The sequence below is a fragment of the Priestia endophytica genome, assembly GCF_026790145.1.
Classification (GTDB): domain Bacteria; phylum Bacillota; class Bacilli; order Bacillales; family Bacillaceae_H; genus Bacillus_I; species Bacillus_I endophytica_A.
The window spans coordinates 40908-62262 of the sequence record NZ_JALAMS010000002.1 but is presented as its reverse complement, the minus strand read 5'-3'; the positions used below and the strand labels follow the sequence as shown (position 1 = coordinate 62262).

The following is a 21355-nucleotide window of genomic DNA, read 5'->3' as shown; positions in this document are numbered from 1 at the left end:
ATGGAAGACGTCATTGATATATATGGATTATCACCTTTGCAAAAAGGAATACTGTTTCATACTTTATACGATCAAGATGATGATCATTCTTTTTCCTACATTGTACAAGTAGGCTTCTTGCTCGGTGGTCGATTGGATATTGCTACTTTCGAAAAGGCTTGGGAATACGTCATTCACAGACATGAAGTTCTACGTTCAGTATTTGTGTGGGAAGAAGTAGAAAAACCTCTGCAAGCCGTTTACCAACGTCTTCCTTTTACTATTCATCAAGAAGATTGGAGTGCCCAGTCTCGTGAGGAGAGGGAGAAGAAATTACACCAGTTTTTGACTGAAGATCGTAGAAAAGGATTTTTATTGGACGAAGCACCGTTGATGAGAGTCACCGCGATTAAAGAAGCAGAAGAGGAAACGAGAATCATTTGGACACATCATCATATTTTGTTGGATGGATGGAGTGTGTCCTTAGTCTTTAGTGAAGTGATGGAAGTTTATCTCAAAATGATGAAGGGAGAATTGTTTAATCTTCCTAAGTCTCTTCCTTATAAAAAATATATCCAATGGATAAATAAACAAGATTACAGTCAAGCAGAAAAATTTTGGACAGAAGAATTAAAAGGATTTCATGCACCTACGCCATTAGCGATGGAAAGAAAGGACCAAGGACAGGAGAAGGGTTATGGAGAGTGTGTTTATCAGGTATCTGAGGAACTTACTGAGAATTTACAAGAGTGGGTACGAAATAGTCGGTTAACATTGAATACGTTAGTACAGGGCGCTTGGGCCTACTTGATGAGTAGGTATAGCGGTGAAGATGACATCGTATTTGGCGTAACTAGCTCTGGACGTCCTACTGAATTGGTAGGCGCAGAGAATATGGTTGGCCTATTCATTAACACATTACCTACTCGAATTCGAGTAACAAATGATACATCAGTAGTAGATTGGCTTCGTAAGATACAGATGAAAGAAATGGAACGAAGACAATATGAGTATAATTCGTTGGTTGATATTCAAGGGTGGAGTGAGGTTCCGCGGAATAGTTCCTTATTTCATACATTGTATGTGTTTGAAAATTACCCCATTCAAGGTGAGCGTAATGTTGATTTAAGATTACTAGAGGTCCAAAGCGCGGAACAAACAAACTATCCTTTAACACTCATTGTAATGCCTGGTAAGGAAATTACGTTAAAGTTGATGTATGACCGCAACTATTTTAATGAAGAAACAATAAATCGGATTCAGGGTCACTTATCGCAAACATTAATTCAGATGACGAAAAGTTTAGATTCAAAGCTCTCTGAAGTCACTCATTTAACAATGGAAGAGCAGACGCAGTTGCTAGAGGAATGGAATAATACTCAAGTAAAATATTCATCTGAAAATATGATTCAAACGGTATTTGAGAAGCAAGTTAAGAAAACGCCAGAAGCAATTGCGGTTATTTATGAAAATGAACAAATTACCTATAAAGAGCTGGATGAGCGCGCTAATCAGTTAGCTCACTATTTACAAAAACGTGGTGTAGGTCCAGAGTCTCTAGTTGGAGTATATATGGAACGTTCGACACAAATGATGATAGCGTTACTAGGGATTCTAAAATCAGGAGGAGCTTATGTTCCACTTGACCCCACTTATCCAGAGAGTCGGTTACGCTATATATTAGAAGATGCTAGCATCGAAGTACTAGTAACGCAAGAAAAGTTAAAAAGTCTAGGTATATCCCAACACATCGAAACAATTTGCATGAATCAAGATTGTAGTGCAATTGAAAAAGAAGAATCAACCGTATGTACAAGTAGTGTAACAGGAAGAAATTTAGCATATGTTATGTATACTTCAGGATCTACAGGGAATCCAAAGGGAGTGATGATTGAGCATCATTCAGTGATTAATTACCTTGAATGGATGCAACATCAATATCCACTTTCTGAAAAGGATGTGATCTTGCAGAAAACGCCATTCTCATTTGATGTATCTGTTTGGGAGTTATTTTGGGGTATTAGCGTAGGCGCGTGTGTATCTTTCTTACCTCCAGGTGGAGAGAAAGATCCTTCTATTATAGCTGAAGTGATTGAAAAACATCAGGTTACTATTGTTCAATTTGTTCCTTCGATGTTATCTGTTTTCTTAGATCATTTCAATCATATTGAATTGAATTTGAAATGTTCGTCCGTGCGTCATGTATTTTCTGGTGGGGAAGAGCTAAGTTCAGGGGTGGTTAGACGATTTCAACAGCAATGGAATCAGAGCGGACAAGTAAAACTAACCAACTTTTATGGACCAACTGAAGCAACTATTTACGTAAATGCATTTGACATTCAACCTAATCAAGAATTTGTTTCTATTGGCCAGCCGATACAGAATACGCAATTGTATGTATTAGACCAAAATCAACGCTTGCAATCGATAGGGATAGAGGGTGAGTTATATATTGGTGGTGCAGGTTTAGCGCGTGGATACTTAAATCGTCCTGAGCTCACTGCTGAAAGATTCGTTCCTCATCCATTTCAATTAGGAGAACGACTGTATCGCACAGGAGATTCAGTAAGATATCTAACTGATGGGAATTTAGAATTTATAGGGAGAATGGACCATCAAGTGAAAATGCGTGGTTTTCGGATCGAGCTTGGAGAAATTGAAGCGACTTTAGAAAAGTATTCGTCTATTAAAGAGGCTGTCGTATTAGTTAGAGAAGATCGCCCAGGCAATCAGCGATTGGTGGCATATGTGATAAGCGATGGAAATATCAAAAAGTGGCGAGAGTATTTACAAAATCAATTACCAAATTACATGATTCCAGCGCACCTTGTAGAGTTGGAACAGTTCCCACTTACTCCGAATGGGAAAATCGATCGAAAAGCCTTACCAGCACCAGATGAGCAACCTATAGGGGATTTTAATGTTCTACCTCGGACGCCATCGGAAGAGCTTATTGCTTCGGTTTGGAGTCAAGTGTTAGGGATAGAAAATATTGGTGTTCAGGACTCCTTCTTTGAACGAGGTGGGCATTCACTACTCGCTACTCAAATCGTCTCTCGATTACAAGAAGTGTTCCAGATTAAAATCCCGCTACGTGAACTTTTCACGCACGTTACAGTGGAGGCATTAGCGAAGCGATTGGATCAGTTATGGAAAGGAGAGAAAAAACGAGAGGTTCCACCACTTGTACCTATGACGCGGGGAGAATCTATTTCGCTTTCCTACGCACAGAAACGCCTATGGTTTATTGACCAATTAATGCCAAATAGTGCGATGTACAATATTCATGCAGCTTGTCGATTGACAGGGAAATGGTCAATTCAAGCATTGGAGGCCGGATGGAATCAATTGTTGGAACGTCATGAATCATTACGGACGATAATTCAAGAGCAAGAGGGGGAACCCTTTCAGCAGGTTCAATCTCATGTTTTCAGACCTATCCCTCAAACGGATCTAGCAAATCTCTCTCTAGAAGATAGGGAAAGAGAAATGAAACGGCTCATTCAAAACGAAGCGGAGGAGCCATTTCATTTGAGGAAAGGTCCTTTGATTCGAACACGAATATTGAAAGTGGACAAGGAAGAATGGGTGCTTCTTTGTACGATGCATCATATTATCTCGGATGGATGGTCAATAGGAATCTTACTTGAAGAATGGATGGCTTTTTATGAAGGAGCGATAAGCGGAAAACCAGTGGAACTGAAGGAGTTATCTGTTCAATATGCAGACTTTGTCATGTGGCAAAAAGAATGGCAAAAAGAAGAGAATTTGGATCAGCACCTTCAATATTGGAAGGAAGAATTGTCTGGAGAACTACCGGTTTTACAATTACCGATGGATCGTCCTCGACCTGCGGTTCAAACCCACCGTGGTGCAAGTCAGTTCCTAATGGTGGCGAATTCCCTACTAGAAAAGCTCAAAGATTTAAGTCTGCAAGAAGGATCCACCTTATTTATGACCTTGATGGCGGCGTATCAAAGCTTCCTTTCTCGTTATACAGAACAAGACGACATCTTGGTGGGAAGCCCGATTGCAAACCGAAATGTTAAAGAGATTGAAGGATTAATAGGTTTCTTTGCAAATACGTTGGTTTATCGAGCTGATTTTAGTGGAAATCCGACGTTCCAAGAACTTTTGTCGCAGATACGAAAAAAAGCACTAAAAGCATACGAGCATCAGGACATTCCATTTGAGAAAGTAGTAGAATCCGTAAAACCTGAACGGAATACAAGTCATTCGCCGATTTTTCAAACCATGTTTACTTTACAGAATACGAAACAAGAGTTATCTCAGCTATCTGAAAGAAACATGGAGCTGATGGAAAGTCATACTTCTTTTGCTAAATTTGATTTGAGTTTATTTGCTTCGGAGACGGAAGAAGGATTATTGCTAACTTTTGAATATAATACTGATTTGTTTAATGATACAACCATTGAACGTATGGCAGGCCATTTTGAACATTGGTTATATCAAATTGTATCTCATCCAAGAGATTCACTATCAGAACTGAATATGTTATCGAAAGTAGAATATAAGCAATTACTAGAGGAATGGAATGAAACAGGGGTTGTGGATATACGCGAAAGTAAGATTCATACACTGTTTGAAGAACAAGTAGAGAAAACGCCAGAAGCAATTGCGGTAGTGTGCGAAGATGAAGAACTAACATATCGAGAATTGAACGAACGCTCGAATCAGCTGGCACATTATCTACAGAAACGGGGAGTGGGATGCGAATCATTGGTTGGGATTTGCGTTACACGTTCACTCGAGATGATTGTCGGCCTCTTAGGAATCATGAAGGCAGGAGGAGCTTATGTTCCAATTGACCCAGCGTATCCGGAAAGTCGGCTGCAGTATATTTTAGCGGATGCTCATATAAAGGTACTGGTGACACAGGAAAAGTTACAGCAAAAAATGATTTTACCTAAATCCGTTGACATGATTTGCATTGATCGTGACCGAGCAGAAATTGAACAGGAAGTAACGACGGTGTGTATGAGTGAAGTGACAAGCTATAACTTAGCTTATATTATCTATACCTCAGGGTCCACTGGAAATCCTAAGGGAGTGATGATTGAGCACCGGAATACAGTAACAATGATTCATTGGGCGCATCAAACTTATTCCAGAAAGGATTTAGCAGGAGTGTTAGCTTCAACTTCGCTATCCTTTGATTTGTCAGTCTTTGAAGTGTTTGTTCCCTTAACAATGGGTGGCAAGGTGATTGTTGCTGAAAATGCTCTTCACCTAGATAAGCTGTCTACCAAGGGAGTAACTTTGGTCAACACTGTACCATCAGCAGCAAAGGAGTTGGTTCGAGCAAATGCAATCCCTTCTTCGGTAAAGGTGATGAATTTAGCTGGAGAGCCATTGCAGCACTCACTTGTCCAAGACTTATATGAGAGAAGTACGATTGAGAAGGTGTACAACCTATACGGTCCATCCGAAGATACTACGTATTCCACATATATGGAATTAGAAAAGGGTGTCATGTACAGGGTACCACCAATTGGTAAGCCCGTCTTCAATACAGAAGTATATATACTGAGCGCGAACCAGAAAATGGTTCCAATTGGTGTAATCGGTGAGCTTTACATTGGGGGAGCAGGATTAGCACGTGGATACTTAAATCACCCTGACTTAACAAACGAGCGTTTTATTCCGCATCCGTTTAAAGGAGAAGAGCGAGTATACCGGACTGGAGATCTTGTCAGGTATCTGCCGGACGGAAATTTGGAGTATCTCGGTCGAATCGATCATCAGGTGAAAATCCGTGGGTTCCGGATTGAACTAGGGGAAATTGAAGCAACATTACAAAATCATACATTGATTAACGAAGTTATTGTGATGGTGCGTGAAGATTATCCTGGTGATCCGCGTTTGGTTGCCTATGTAGTGGGGGATGGGGATGTTCATACGTGGCGTAGTTATCTCAAGACCCAGTTACCAAATTATATGGTTCCAGATCATTTTGTCAGATTGACCGCATTTCCACTCACCCCCAATGGAAAAATTGATAGAAAAGCATTGCCTGTACCAGAGTGTAAGGAAATAGCGAGTGGTTATATTGCTCCTCGTACACCTACGGAAAAAACCATCGTTTCAATATGGCATCAAGTTTTAGGTATAGAAAATATCGGAATTCAGGATTCGTTTTTTGAAATCGGTGGCCATTCATTACTTGCTACACAGGCTGTTTCCAGTCTTAAAGAAGCTTTTGGAATTGATTTACCATTGCATGATGTATTTACGTATCATACGGTGCAGGAATTGGCAGAACGGATTAATCAATTGCTCTATAGCGAAAATAAAGAAATGCAGAATGATAGTAAGGAGAATGTAAGTTTTCAAGACTATATTCAAAAAGAAACAGAAGTGAGTAATGATGAAGAATTACTTGAACTTCTTAAGCAATTGGAAGAGTTATCAGAGGAAGAAGCGCAAGGTATATTCGAGAGTAATTTGCTTGAGAAAGGGGTAAAAAATGAGAAGTGATTTACTTGCAAAGCTGAGTTCACTTTCTCCTGAGAAGAGAGCTTGGCTTCAGGAGCAGATGCAAAAAAAGGGGAATAAAGAAGCACTTCCGTTGTCATATGCACAACAACGTTTGTGGTTTATGGATAGATTTAACCCAAACAGTTCATTATATAATATCCCGACAGTATGGCGTCTAAAGGGAACCTGGATACCTGAAGCTTTGGAAAAGGGATTCAATCGACTGATTGAACGTCATGAATCGTTACGTACCGTTTTTAAGGAAGTAGGAGAGCAACCTGTACAACATATTGTCGAATTCCTTCCTAGAACATTACCTGTGAGGGATTACTCTCACCTTCCTCTAGAAGTAAAAGAAAAAGAGATAAATAGTTTAATTACGAGAGAAGCGCAAGAACCATTTGATTTAATGAATGGCCCTTTAATTCGTAATCAGCTTGTTCAATTAGGAAAGGATGAATGGTTATTGCTGTGTACCATGCATCATATTATTTCTGATGCGTGGTCTATCGGTATATTAATGAATGAATTACTTGCTTTCTATGAGGAAGAAACGAGCGGAAACCCTGCTAGATTAAGTTCACTATCAATTCAATATGCAGACTTTGCGAAGTGGCAAAAGAAGTGGTTGCAGGGTGATGTGCTAAATCGTCAACTCACGTATTGGCAGGAAGAATTGTCTGGGGAGCTTCCCATACTACAACTGCCAGTGGACCGCCCTCGACCGGTTACGCAAACGTACGCTGGAGACACCTATCACGTGGTTTTTCCTCATAAATTACTCAGTCAATTGAAGGATATAAGTCGCCAAGAAAGGGCTACCTTATTTATGACTTTAATGGCTGCATATCAGAGCTTTCTTGCTCGTTATACGGGGCAAAAAGATATTCTCGTCGGAAGTCCGATTGCGAATCGGAATCATAAGGGAGTAGAAGGATTAATCGGTTTCTTTGTTAATACGTTGGTTTATCGAGCGGATTTGAGTGGAACTCCTACTTTTCGGGAGATTTTGTTTCAAACAAAGAAAAAGGCGTTAAAAGCGTATGAATATCAAGATATACCGTTTGAAAAAGTGGTAGAAGCTGTGCAACCCGAACGAAGTATGAGTCATTCTCCTGTCTTCCAGACCATGTTTACACTACAGAATATAAAACCAGAACGACTAGAGCTGTCTGGTAGAAGCTTAGAAATGATAGAAAGTAATATTTCTATTGCGAAATTTGATTTGAGTTTAACTGCTTACGAAGTGGAAGAAGGTCTATTTGTCTCTTTTGAATACAATACAGATTTATTTGATAGTAGTACCATTGCACGTATGGCAGGGCATTTTGAGAACTGGTTAAATGAAATTGCGTATCATCCAGATGAATCATTTACAAAGCTGTCAATGTTATCGGACACAGAGCAGAAACGGCTCTTAGAAGAATGGAATGACACTGACGTAGCTTATGGACATGAGAGCATGATTCATGAACTGTTTGAACAGCAAGTTGCACGTACACCTCAAGCGGTGGCGGTAGTTTATGAAGATGGACAGCTAACGTATCAAGAACTCAATGAAAAAGCGAATCAAGTGGCGCATTATTTACAAAAGCGAGGTATAGGACCTGAGTCATTGGTCGGTATATGTGTTGAACGTTCACCTGATATGATTATTGGTCTCTATGGAATTCTTAAAGCGGGTGGGGCTTATGTCCCGCTGGACCCAAGTTATCCTGAAAACCGCCTGAGATACATTTTAGAGAACTCACAAATTCAAGTAATTTTAACAAAAGAAGCACTACAGGACTGGTTACCTGAAGATATCCAAGCAATTTGTTTAGACCGTGATCAAGCAACGATTTCTAAAGAGAGTAATTTGGCTCCAGTGAGTGGAGTAACAGCAAATAACTTAGCGTATATCATATACACTTCGGGTTCGACAGGGAATCCAAAGGGAGTTATGATTGAACACCACTCGGTTATCAACCGACTACAGTGGATGCAAAAAAAATATCCATTATCTGAGGAGGATGCAATCCTACAAAAAACGCCATTTTCGTTTGATGTTTCTGTCTGGGAATTATTTTGGTGGTCATTTGTAGGAGCACGTGTTTGTTTACTTCCACTCGGGGGTGAGAAAGATCCTGCGATGATTGAGAAGTATATCGAACGATATCGTGTGACCACGATGCACTTTGTTCCGTCGATGTTATCTACTTTCTTGGATTATATGGAACAATCTAAATCGAAAAAGAATGTATCGTCTTTAAGTCAGGTTTTTACTAGTGGAGAAGAGTTAAACATTGAACAGGTTCGCCGGTTTAAGGGGGTATTTTACGATATTCAGCAAACGAAGTTAAGCAACTTGTACGGCCCTACCGAAGCGACTGTGGATGTCACTTATTATGAATGTGATTTAGAAAAAGAACTAATGCTTATTCCAATTGGTCGTCCGATTGATAATACAAAATTGTATGTGTTGGATCAAAATCAACAGGTGGTACCGATTGGTGTGGCGGGGGAACTTTACCTTGGTGGAGTAGGCTTGGCACGTGGCTACTTCAATCGATCAGAGTTAACTGCCGAACGTTTTATTCCGCATCCATTTAAGGAAGGGGAACGACTCTATCGGACGGGTGACCTGGTGAGGTATCTGAATAATCGTAACTTGGAGTATATCGGAAGAATAGATAACCAAGTGAAAATCAGAGGCTTCCGAATTGAGTTGGGAGAAATTGAAGCGGCCTTACATGATCACTCATCTGTAAAAGAGGCTATCGTGTTGGTGAAGGAAGATCGTCCAGGAGACAAGCAGTTAGTAGCTTATGTAGTGGGTGAAGGGGACGCTGGAGAGTGGCGTGAGTATCTCAAGAAGCAACTGCCGCATTATATGGTTCCGGCATACTTTTTCAAAATTGAAGCGATGCCACTCACTCCAAATGGTAAGGTTGATCGGAAAGCCTTACTGGAAATGGAAGCACAGTTCATAAGTGAAAATATTACTTCACCACGAACACCAGTGGAAGAGCTCATCATTTCCGTATGGAGTCAAGTGCTAGATATAGAAAATATTAGTGTTCAGGATTCTTTCTTCGAACTTGGTGGTCATTCATTACTTGCTACTCAAGTAGTTTCACGCTTACAAGAAATTTTCCAAATCGAATTACCGGTACGTGAACTGTTTGAGTATTCAACGGTAGAGGCACTGGCAAAGCGATTAGATCAGTTGTGTAAGGGAGACAAAAAAAGAGAGATTCCACCACTGATTCCGATGGAACGAGGGGAAGCCATTCCGCTTTCTTATGCCCAACAGCGCTTATGGTTTATCGATCAATTTACGCCTAATAGTGCACTTTACAATATACCGATGGTATGCCGCCTTACAGGGAATTGGATACCCCAAGTATTGGAAAGGGGATGGAATCAGCTGATAGAGCGTCATGAATCATTGCGGACGGTCTTTCATGAAGTGAACGGTCATCCTGTGCAGCAGATTCAACCGTATGCTTTCTGCTCCCTTCCACAAATGGATTTAACTATGCTTTCTCCAGAAGACCGAGAAGCAGAAGTTAAACGTTTGATTCAGCAAGAAACAGAAGTGCCATTTGATTTAGGGGAGGGCCCACTGATCCGGGCAATTATTTTGCAAGTGGGAGAGGAAGAATGGATTCTCCTTTGTACTCTGCATCATATCATTTCGGATGGATGGTCCATAGGAGTTCTACTTGAAGAGTGGATGGCCTTCTATGAGAAAGCCATGGATGGGAAGGTAGCAGAATTTGAACCATTACCGGTTCAATATGCAGACTTTGCCCAGTGGCAAAAGGGATGGTTGAAGGAAGAAGTGCTTGAGCAACAACTCCAATATTGGAAGGAAGAATTGTCTGGGGAGCTTCCTGTACTTCAACTGCCTAGGGATCGTCCTCGTCCCGCAATACAAACCCATCGTGGTTCGACATACACTGTGTTGCTGCCAAGTACGCTGCGCGACAAACTGAACGAATTTAGTCGTCAAGAAGGGTCGACACTCTTCATGACCCTGTTGGCTGCTTATCAGAGTTTTCTATCTCGCTATACAGGACAGGAAGATATTCTCGTTGGAAGTCCGATTGCAAATCGAAATTACAGAGAGATAGAAGGGTTAATTGGTTTCTTCGTCAACACGTTAGTCTATCGGGCTAATCTGAGTGGCGAACCGACATTCCAGGATATCTTATCTCAGGTTCGTCAAAAGGCATTGAAGGCGTATGAATATCAAGATATTCCTTTTGAAAAAATTGTAGAAGTTGTACAACCAGAGAGGAGTACAAGTCATTCTCCAATTTTTCAGACCATGTTCATCTTGCAAAATATGAAACAAGAGTTCCCAGTGTTGTCTGGTAGAAGTATCGAAATGATAGAAAGCCATAGTCCAATCGCAAAGTTTGATTTAAGTGTAATGGTAGTTGAGACGGAAGAAGGATTAATTTTTACTTTTGAATACAATAAGGATTTATTCAATGTTACAACTATTGAACGGATGGCAGGACATTTTGAGAAATGGTTACACGAAGTTTCTCATCACCCACAAAGACCATTGAATAGTCTGAGTATGCTATCTGAATCTGAGCGTGCTTTGTTATTAGAAACATGGAATGACACTGCAATAGAAATGTCACATCAGGGCCTTATTTGCGACAGATTCGAGGAACAAGTAGCAAGGCGTCCTGATGCGATTGCAGTAGTTGATCAAACAAGAGAGTGGACTTACAGTGAACTGGATGCCCAAGCAAATCAGTTGGCAAATGCTTTACAGAAAAAAGGAGTTACTCCCGAATCAGTTGTGGGCGTTTACCTTCCGAGGTCGGCTGAGCTCATGGTAAGTTTACTGGGCATATTAAAAGCTGGTGGGGCTTATGTCGTCTTAGATCCGTTGTATCCAAAATCAAGGTTACAATACATGATTGAAGATGCAGGAATTCAAATCGTGGTGACGACGGCAGTGCAAAAAAGCCTTTCCGAACAGGTCGAAACGGTGAGGTTAGAAGAAATAATAGAGGAAAGTGTAATAGCACCGAAGCGACATATAAATCCAGAGCACTTAGCTTATATCGTCTACACCTCTGGTTCTACTGGAAAGCCAAAGGGTGTCATGGTTGAATATCGCTCATTAATGAATATGGTCTCTTGGCATCAAGAAGTTTATCAAATTACAGCAGAGGATCGTGCGACTCAGATTGCGGGGATTGCTTTTGATTCGGCTGTCCAAGAGATTTGGCCGTATCTTACTGCTGGTGCAGCACTCTACCTGTCAACAGAGGAGTTGAGAATTAATCCAGAGGCGCTACGAGATTGGCTCATTGATTCGCGGATTACGGCTAGTTTTGCACCTACACCTATTCTGGAAAGACTCTTGAAATTATCTTGGCCAGAAAAGATTGATCTTCGTTTTATTATTACGGGAGGAGATCAATTAACACAGTATCCATCTGAACAAATTCCCTTTGCGGTAATTAATCAGTATGGTCCATCAGAAAATACCGTCGTTACCACGGATTGTTATGTACCTGTAGGAATGACAGCAGGTATGCCATCGATTGGTCGACCGATTGCGAATACAGAAGTTTATGTGTTAGATTCTCATCTTCAGCCAGTACCAATTGGTGTGATTGGAGATCTCTATATCGGAGGAAAGAGTCTTGCTCGCGGATATGCCAATCGTCCGGATCTCACAAAGGAAAAATTTATTTCAAATCCATTCAAGTCAGGGGAACGCCTCTATTACACCGGAGACAAAGCAAGTTATCTTCCTGATGGTGCTCTCCAGTTCCATGGGCGTATAGATGACCAAGTGAAAATTCGTGGTTTCCGGATTGAATTGGGAGAAATTGAAGCAACTTTACAGGCGCATTCGTCTGTGAAAGAAGCTGTTGTATTGGTACGAGAGGATGAGCCAGGTGACAAGCGATTAGTAGCTTATGTAGTTGGGGAAAGAAGTGTTCATGAATGGCGAGAACATCTACAAACACATTTACCAAATTACATGGTTCCAGCAAACTTTGTTGAGATGGCATTTTTACCACTTACACCAAATGGAAAACTTGATTTGAAGGCATTGCCTATACCTGGTGAACTATCTACTGAAAATAATGTATACCCAAGAAATCCAATGGAAGAGCTTATTGCCTCAGTATGGAGTCAAGTGCTAGGGATAGGAAATATTAGTGTTCAGGATTCTTTCTTCGAACTTGGTGGTCACTCATTACTTGCTACTCAAGTAGTTTCACGCGTACAAGAAATTTTCCAAATCGAATTACCGGTACGTGAACTGTTTGAGTATTCAACGGTGGAGGCACTGGCAAAGCGATTAGATCAGTTGTGTAAGGGAGACAAAAAAAGAGAGATTCCACCACTGATTCCGATGGAACGAGGGGAAGCCATTCCGCTTTCTTATGCCCAACAGCGCTTATGGTTTATCGATCAATTTACGCCTAATAGTGCACTTTACAATATGCCGATGGTATGCCGCCTTACAGGGGATTGGGTACCCCAAGCATTGGAAACGGGATGGAATCAGCTGATAGAGCGTCATGAATCATTGCGGACGGTTTTTCATGAAGTGAACGGTCATCCTGTGCAGCAGATTCAACCGTATGCTTTCTGCTCCCTTCCACAAATGGATTTAACTAAGCTTTCTCCAGAAGAGCAAGAAAGAGAAGTGAAGCAATGGATTCAAACTGAAGTCGAAGCTCCATTTGACTTAGAGCAGGGGCCGTTGTTCCGTGGGCAAATCGTGAAAATCTCAGAAGAAGAATGGATTCTTCTTTGTAACATGCATCATATTATCTCGGATGGATGGTCGATGGAAATCTTGCTCCAAGAATGGATGGCATTTTATGAGGGGGCAGTTGGCGGAAAATCAACAGAGCTCGCACCATTACCAGTTCAATATGCCGATTTTGCTCAATGGCAAAGGGAATGGTTGAAAGAGGAAGTACTAAATCAACAGCTCGCATATTGGAAGGAAGAGCTGTCTGGTGAGTTACCGGTCTTAATGTTGCCAATGGATCGTCCTCGTCCTGCGATACAAACTCATCATGGATTAACACACACTGTGTTGTTGTCACGCTCATTACTGGACAAACTTAACGAACTTAGTCGTCAAGAAGGGGTAACGCTTTTCATGACCCTATTAGCATCGTATCAAAGCTTCCTTGCTCGATATACAGGACAATCGGATATTCTTGTTGGAAGCCCGATTGCAAATCGAAATTATAGAGAGATTGAAGGACTGATCGGTTTCTTTGTCAATACGTTGGTTTATCGAGCTGATTTGAGTGGCACACCGGCATTTCAAGAGTTGTTGTCTCAAGTACGGAAAAAAGCATTGAAGGCATATGAGTACCAAGATGTTCCGTTTGAAAAAATTGTAGAAGTTATCCAACCTGAGCGAAGTACAAGTCATTCTCCGATTTTCCAAACTATGTTTACTTTACAAAATACTAGACAAGAGCTACCAGAGCTTCATGGACGGAATATTGAAGCAATGGAGAGTTACGCTTCAATCGCTAAGTTTGACTTGAGTTTAAGTGCCACAGAAGTAGAAGAGGGTTTATTGCTTTCTTTTGTTTATAAGACTGATTTATTTGACAGTGGAACTATCAGATGCATGGCTGAGCATTTTGAAAACTGGTTGAATATAATTGTGGAACATCCTGATAAACCATTATCGAAGTTGCCGATGCTATCAGAATCTGAGCAGCAACAACTTGAGGAGTGGAATGATACTGCCATAGCGTATCCCCGTGAGAGTGTGATTCATAAATTGTTTGAAGAGCAAGTGAATCGTACACCTGATACGGTGGCAGTGGTAGATGAAAATCAGCAGCTGACATATCGAGAGTTGAATGAAAAAGCAAACCAATTGGCCCATTATCTTCGGAAATGCGGGATTGGGGCGGAATCATTGGTCGGGCTTTGCTTCCAGCGTTCAGTTGAGATGGTTGTTGGTCTCATGGGAATCTGGAAGGCTGGGGCAGCCTATGTTCCATTAGATCCATCCTATCCAGAAAGTCGCCTACGATATATTCTGGATGACGCAGGAATCCAAGTATTAGTTACGAACGAGGAATTAGAAGGTTGGATACCTAAAGAAGTCACGGCAGTTTGTTTGGATAGGGATCAAGAAATGATTTCGCAAGAAAGCAAACTGTCACCAGTATGTGAGGTAACAGGAGAAAACCTAGCGTATGTTATCTATACTTCTGGTTCGACAGGGAATCCCAAAGGGGCTTTAGTACAGCACCATTCTGTAATAAACCTGTCGTATGGTTTACAAAAAGAAGTTTTCTCACATGAGATACCTGCTAACATGCGTGTTGGTTTAAATGCTTCCATTGCCTTTGATGTATCTATTCAACAATTACAAATGCTGTTGTATGGTTCGAGTTTGTATATTATTCCGAACGAAGTTCGCAGTGATCCTCAACAGTTTGTAGGGTATATTCGTGAGAACAAATTGGAAATGTTCGATATAACACCGTCGTTACTCCAATTACTCCTCGATAGCGGGTTGTTAGAAACAAATGATAGTGTTCATGTTCCAAGCAAGGTGTTGGTTGGTGGAGAAGCAATTATGCCGTCATTATGGGAACAACTAGTAGGAGCTGACAAAATTGATTTTTATAACGTATATGGCCCTACAGAATGTACTGTTGATGCAACATGCTATCATATTAAAAAAGATAGCACGAGAGTTACCATCGGGCGTCCGCTACCAAACGTTCAAACTTATGTATTAGATAAGAATTTGTTACCAGTTCCAGTTGGTGTGATGGGTGAACTTTATATCGGTGGAGCAGGTCTAGCGAAAGGATACTTGAATCGTCCAGAGTTAACGTCCGAACGATTTATTCGTCATCCATTCAAAGAAGGAGAGAGGTTATATCGGACGGGAGACCTCGTGAGATATCTTCCTGATGGTAATTTAGACTATCTAGGCAGAATAGATAATCAAGTGAAAATTAGAGGATTTCGGATTGAACTTGGAGAAATTGAGGCTACCTTACAAGAGGACTTCTTGGTAAAAGAAGCAGTTGTGATGGTTAGGGAAAACCAGCCGGGAGATAAGAGGCTGGTAGCTTATGTAGTGGGAGAAGGGAGTAAGGAGGAATGGCGCGAGTATCTCAAAACAAAAATGCCAAACCATATGGTTCCTTCCTACTTTGTCGAAATGGAAGAGTTACCATTGACCATAAATGGAAAGATTGATCGAAAATCTTTGCCTATACCAGATTATCAAGGCACACAAGAAGGTTACGTAGCTCCAAGAAATGAACGTGAACAAATACTTTCTGTAATTTGGGAACGTGTGCTGGGTTTAAAACGTATTGGCATTCATGACAACTTTTTTGAAATCGGTGGAGACTCAATTCTCAGCATTCAGATTGTCTCCCGTGTGAAGCAAGCAGGTTTACAGTTGACTCCAAAACAAATATTTGAACACCAAACGATTGCCGAGCTGGCGCAAGTAGTCAAAGAAGAAGAGGGGGTACAAGCCGAACAGGGAATTGTAACTGGAGATATGATTCTTACACCTATTCAGCAAAGTTTTTTTGCACAAAATCATTCTAACCCACATCATTGGAATCAATCCATGTTCTTTAGAACAAAAGAGCGACTGGACATAGTATCACTGGAGAAGTCAGTGCGTAACCTTCTGCTTCATCATGATGCCCTGCGTTTAAGATATGAATGTTTACCTGATGGAGCTTGGAAACAGTGGAATGAAGGAATAGAAGAACAATCGACGCTGATTGTAATTTCATTAGAAGAAGTGCCGCAAGCAGATTGGTATCAAGTGATTCAAAAAGAGATTAATATTGCACAAGAAAGTTTGAATTTACATGCCGGTCCGTTAATGAGGATGGTATATTTTGATGAAGGTGAGAAGAAGACTGGCCGATTATTTTGGTCAATTCATCACTTAGCAGTAGATGGTGTTTCTTGGCGGATTTTATTGGAAGATCTGCAAACTGCATATACTCAAGCAATTCAGGGACAGAAAATTCAATTACCTATGAAGAGTACATCCTTTAAAGCGTGGTCGGAGAAATTACATCATTACGCTGAATCTACAATATCGCAAGAAGTGCTTGATTACTGGAAGCAGCAGTCCAAACAAGAAGTAGTTATGCCACCAGTGGATGTAACTGTTAATGATTCAATAAACGAAGTAACTGAGGAAATTACCGTGGTACTAGATGAGAAAGAGACCCGTACGTTATTGCAAGAGGTTTTAAGCACTCATCGTGCCCAAATTAATGAAGTACTATTAGCAGCATTGGTACAAGCTACGACAGTATGGACAGGACAGCCGATACTGACCGTGGATTTAGAGGGGCATGGTCGAGAAGAAATTATTGAAGACGTTGACCTATCGAGAACAGTGGGGTGGTTTACAAGTATTTATCCTGTTCACTTAAATATTACCGGTGCCCACACGCCAATTGCAGCATTAAAAGCAGTTAAAGAACAAGTGCGCAAAATTCCTAATAAGGGCGTTGACTATGGGATTTTGCGGTACTTGAACGCAACAATGTGTGAGCAATTGGGGTCTCAACATACACCGTTCATTAGTTTTAACTATCTTGGACAATTTGACCAAATGTTTTCTGACGATGCAATGTTTGTTCCAGAGAACGGATTTAAGCGTTTAGATCATGCTTCTGGGTCCAAGCGATCGCATTTAATTGATGTAATTGGGATTGTAAAGGATGGAAAACTTCAGTTCACTTGGGTGTACAATGTTGGACAATTTGCGAAATCAACTATTCAAAGTATTGCAGAGAATCTGATCCATCAATTGAGCAGATTGATTCAATCTTCGGATGGAGAATCTGCAATGACCGTTTCGGATTTTGCGATGGCTAATCTTAACCAAGTAGGTTTGACAAAAGTACTATCCAAGATGAATCGTGGAAAGAACTATCCGATTAACGATTTGTATCCACTATCGCCTTTGCAGGAAGGTATGATTTTTCATACACTACATGACCAAGAGGATGAACATGTAGCGCCGTATATAGTGCAATTAAGTTTCATGATTAGAGGGGAATTGGATATTCCTACCTTCGAGCAGGCGTGGAAATTGGTGATTCAGCAGCATGAGATTCTTCGTTCAGCATTTGTTTGGGATGAAATTGAAGAGCCTTTACAAGTGGTGTATGACAACATTCCATTTAAGATGAATGAAGAAGATTGGCGTACGCTGACTGCTGAAGAAAAAGAGGCGAAAAGAAAAGTCTTTTTGGCATTAGATCGAAAACAAGCCTTTCTTTTTGATAAAGCGCCATTGATGCGGGTGACTGTCATTCAAGAGGGTGAGGAAGAATATCGGGTTGTTTGGACACATCACCATATTCTGTTGGATGGATGGAGCCTACCACTGGTCTTTACCGAATTGCTTACAGTGTATCAGAAGATAATGAATGGAGAAGCTGTGAATTTACCTAAGTCATCGCCATACAAGAAATATATCCAATGGCTAAGAGAACAGAATCAGGATCAGGCGGAACAATTCTGGAGAGAGAAACTTAAAGGTTTTACAGCGCCAACCCCGCTGGGCTTAGAAAGTAAAGAGCAAGAAAAAGGTTACACAGAGAAGGTTACTCATTTATCAGAAGAGCAGACCCAAGCTTTACAAAGCTGGGCGAAGCGCAATAAGCTCACTTTGAGTACGATAATTCAAGGTGCGTGGGCGTATCTCATGAGCCGGTATAGTGGTGAAAATGACATTGTCTTTGGTGTAACTAGCTCAGGGCGCCCTACGGAGATTATCGATGTTGAACACATCGTAGGTCCTTTTATTACCACATCACCGACGCGAATCCAGTTGATAGATGATACAAAAGTAAGGGATTGGTTGCAAAAGATACAAGAGGAAGAGATAGAAAGAAGACAATATGAGTATGCTTCTTTGACAGAGATTCAGGGATGGAGTGAAGTTCCTAGAGGAACACCGCTGTTCAATAGTTTGTATGTGTTTGAAAACTATCCAGTGAAAGAGGAGTCTTCAGGAACTTTAGAAATTGGCGAGTTGGAAGGAGTAGAGCAAACCCACTATCCATTAGGGTTGGCTGTTGTTCCAGGAATCCAGTTATCATTAAAGTTAATGTATGATCGTAGCAAGTTTAATAGATTAACCATTAAACGGATGCTGGTGCATTTACGCCAAGTGTTAAAGCAAATGATTGAAAACGTTGATCAAACTCTGTCGGAGCTAGTGTATGTTACGGAAACAGAACAGAAGCAACTGTTAGAACAATGGAATGATAATGCTATATCATATCCACGTGAGAGTGTGATTCATAAATTGTTTGAAGAGCAAGTGAATCGTACACCTGATACGGTGGCAGTGGTAGATGAAAATCAGCAGCTGACATATCGAGAGTTGAATGAAAAAGCAAACCAGTTGGCCCATTATCTTCAGAAATGCGGGATTGGAGCAGAATCATTGGTCGGGCTCTGCTTCCAGCGTTCAGTTGAGATGGTTGTTGGTCTCATGGGAATCTGGAAGGCTGGGGCAGCCTATGTTCCATTAGATCCATCCTATCCAGAAAGTCGCCTACGATATATTCTGGATGACACAGGAATCCAAGTATTAGTTACGAACGAGGCATTAGAAGGTTGGATACCTAAAGAAGTCACAGCAGTTTGTTTAGATAGGGATCAAGAAATGATTTCGCAAGAAAGCAAACTGTCACCAGTATGTGAGGTAACAGGAGAAAACCTAGCGTATGTTATCTATACTTCTGGTTCGACAGGGAATCCCAAAGGGGTTTTAGTGCAGCACCATTCTGTAATAAACCTGTCGTATGGTTTACAAAAAGAAGTTTTCTCATATGAGATACCTGCTAACATGCGTGTTGGTTTAAATGCTTCCATTGCCTTTGATGTATCTATTCAACAATTACAAATGCTGTTGTATGGTTCGAGTTTGTATATTATTCCGAACGAAGTTCGCAGTGATCCTCAGCAGTTCTTATCTTATATTCGGGAAAATAAGTTGGGAATGTTTGATATAACACCTTCAGTGCTCCAATTACTCATAGATGAGGGGCTGTTAGAAACAAATGATGGTGTTCATGTTCCAAGTAAGGTACTATTCGGTGGCGAAGCGATTGTACCGTCACTGTGGGAACGATTAGTAGCAGTCGATAAGATTCATTTTTATAACATGTATGGTCCTACAGAATGTACTGTTAATGCGACATACTATCATATTAAAAAAGATAGTAAGAGGGTGACCATTGGGCGTCCGTTGCCGAACGTTCAAGTCTATGTATTAGATAGAAATTTGCTACCTGTTCCAATTGGTGTAACGGGTGAGCTCTATATTGGTGGTGCAGGCATAGCGAGAGGATACTTGAAGCGCCCAGAGTTAACAGCTGAACGATTTATTCGTCATCCATTTAATGAAGGAGAACGATTATATCGGACGGGAGATTTGGTTCGCTATTTAACTGATGGCCATTTAGATTATTTGGGAAGAATCGATAATCAAGTGAAAATTCGAGGCTTTCGGATTGAACTTGAAGAGGTTGAAGCGAATTTAGAAAGTCATCCATCGGTGAAAGAAGCAGTAGTCTTGGTAAAAGAGGATAAACCAGGAGAGAAGAGATTGATCGCCTATGTAGTTGGAGAGGGAAGTATGCATGAATGGCGTGAACATCTTAAGACACAAGTACCGAATTATATGGTTCCTGCACACTTTATTGAGGTAGACGCGATTCCGCTCACAACGAATGGAAAGGTTGATCGAAAAGCATTGAACAGCTTAACCATTCAAAGAGAAAATAACTTCTCTACATCAATTATACCAAGGGATGAAATTGAGTATCAGCTGATTAAAATCTGGCAGGATCTGCTACAGATAGAAGATGTCTATGTAAACGATGATTTCTTTAATAGAGGGGGGCATTCTCTCCTTGTAATCAAATTGATTTCAAAGATTAGAGAGACATTTGGAAAAGAGATTAAGGTGTCCACACTGATTAAGAATCCAACAGTGGAAGGAATCGCCTGCCTCATTCGTGACAAGCATGATATGACAAAATCTTTATTGACTCTGGTTCCCCTACAAGAGTCAGAGAAAAAGCCTTTCTTCTGTGTTCATCCGTTTATGGGGAATGTATTCTGTTACATTCAACTAGCAAGATTACTCAAGAACCACTGCTCATTTTATGGTCTACAGAATCCTCTCGTAGAGAAAAGACAAATGGATGGGTTGACTTTGTCGGAAGTAGTTCAACTCTACATAGAGGAAATAAAGCGCGTTCAGCCAGAAGGACCATATCGTCTAGGAGGATGGTCTTTGGGTGGTGCCATTGCCTATAAAATCGCAACTGTACTAAGGAATCAAGGAGAAGAAGTTGAGTTGTTGGTACTTATGGATACTAAGGTGCCTTCAGAACAGGATTACAAAACAAAGGAAGATGTGATCTCTTATATAACTAAGCATTTCATTCATTTTGATCAAGTAGAACAGGGAGAAGAACTTGTTCATCAACAGGATATACTTGTTGATCGGTTAATTGGGGAAGGAGTGCTCCCACCCGATGCGGATCTTACGAGTTTAAAACAAATGGCCAATGCTCACAGGAAATGTCTAAATTTAATGGCAGAGGATGTTTTAACGCCATATTCTGGGGAAGTAATCTACTTTAGTGCTGAAGAAGGTATAGAGTTGTTTACGGATTGGCAGCCTTTATTACGGGGGAAAGTGAATAAGTATTTGGTTCCTGGGTCGCACGAAGAAATAGTCTTTTCCCCAGCTGTGGAAAAGATATCTAAATATCTCGTAAATAAATTAGAAGGGATAAAGGGAGTTGACTTTTTGTTAGCTCGAAAGTAGAGA

The 21355-nt window shown here is 40.8% G+C and carries 2 protein-coding genes; both read left to right on the top strand.

Annotation, left to right across the window (positions count from 1 at the left end; translation table 11 throughout):
• Entirely contained in the window at positions 1-6477 is a 6477-nt protein-coding gene (locus MOC86_RS04215) for a non-ribosomal peptide synthetase (protein WP_268582930.1), read from the top strand.
• A complete protein-coding gene (locus MOC86_RS04210; RefSeq protein ID WP_268582929.1) occupies positions 6467-21352 on the top strand; it encodes a non-ribosomal peptide synthase/polyketide synthase in 14886 nt (4961 codons plus the stop codon). Before MOC86_RS04215 ends, MOC86_RS04210 begins: the two co-directional genes overlap by 11 nt.
• Positions 21353-21355 lie beyond the last annotated feature (3 nt).